The following is a 1178-nucleotide window of genomic DNA, read 5'->3' as shown; positions in this document are numbered from 1 at the left end:
GCGTCGCGCCCCCGCGCCCCCGCGGGGGCGCCGGGGCGCCCCGGGCTCGGCGCCCCCCCCCCCCCCGCCCACCCCCCCCCCGACGGGGCCTCCAGGAGCGCGTCGCCGTCGGGGGAGGAGAGGGCCATCAGGATCACGCTGCGGCCGTCGACCTTCGTCGGCCAGATCCGCACGTCCCCGTGACCGCAGGCCCGGAAGACGCCCTCGACCAGCAGCTCCCGGGCGAAGGTCCAGTTCACCGGGTGCTCGGAGCCGATGTGGAAGGTCATGTGCACCGCGTACGGGTCGTCGCTGCGGTACGCCAGCCGGGCCGGCACCGGCACCGAGCGCTCGGGGGACAGCACCAGCTTCAGCTCCAGCTCGCGCTCGACGGTGGTGTGCTCGGTGTTCCGCATGACGGACTGCCTTTCGCGTAGGGGCCCCGGACGGGCCTTCACCTGGAGAGAGCGCGGCGGACGCGGTTCATTACGCGACTTCGGGAAGTTTTTTCGGGAAGTTTTTTCCGGCCGCCCGCCGCCCCTGGTCCGGGGCCCGAACCTCACGGGGAGTGAGTGATTCCGTCCTCCTTCGCGTGAAGGCGGGCTTTCTCGCGGGCTCTTTCCTCCCTCGCGGAGGTTCTTCGTTACTGTGCCTCCTTAGTGTGGTGACGGAACGTTGTGACTGAACGGAGTCGGGGCAGTGGCTACTCCTCCCGGAGGCGGCGGCGAGGTACCGCAGGCGGGGTACTACCCGGACCCGTCGATCCCCGGATACATCCGGTACTGGAACGGCGGCTCCTGGGTGCCCGGCACGAGCCGGCCCGCCCCCAAGGACGGCGAGGCCGCACCGGTCCCGCCCGCCTCGGCCATGCCGGCCGGGCCGATCCTCGCCCCGAGCCCCGCGCCGGGCCCGGGGGCGGCGCCCGCCCCCCCCCCGCCCCCCGCCCGGGCCGCCGCCCCGGCGCCGGCCGCCGTCGAGGAGACCGGGCCCGTCTTCCTCGACGAGGAACCCCCGGTCAGGGAACCGGCGACTGCCTGGCGCGCCGACGCCGCCCGGCAGTCCGGCCCCGCCGACGCGCAGGACCGGCCGGCCGCCTGGGCCGCGCCCGCCGCGCCCGCACCGGCCGCCGAGCCGGCGCCCGTCGTGCCCGACCCGTCGGCCCCGGTCGAGTGGCCGGCCGCCCCCGCGCAGGCCGAGGC

General features: G+C 76.4%; 2 protein-coding genes. One reads left to right on the top strand and one right to left on the bottom strand.

What is annotated here, in order from left to right:
* On the bottom strand, positions 1-395 hold a 395-nt coding region (locus tag ACFW1I_RS18900; RefSeq protein ID WP_384671122.1), incomplete at its 3' end, for an SsgA family sporulation/cell division regulator.
* A 283-nt stretch (positions 396-678) separates the two neighbouring features.
* Between ACFW1I_RS18900 and ACFW1I_RS18895 the strand changes: the two genes are divergently transcribed.
* A partial coding sequence (locus ACFW1I_RS18895; RefSeq protein ID WP_384671120.1) for a DUF2510 domain-containing protein occupies positions 679-1178 on the top strand: 500 nt, incomplete at its 3' end.

The sequence above is a fragment of the Streptomyces sp. NPDC058955 genome, assembly GCF_042741435.1.
In the GTDB taxonomy this organism is placed as follows: Bacteria; Actinomycetota; Actinomycetes; order Streptomycetales; family Streptomycetaceae; genus Streptomyces.
The sequence above is the reverse complement of the archived record's forward strand: the minus strand, read 5'-3'. Positions and strand labels throughout refer to the sequence as shown.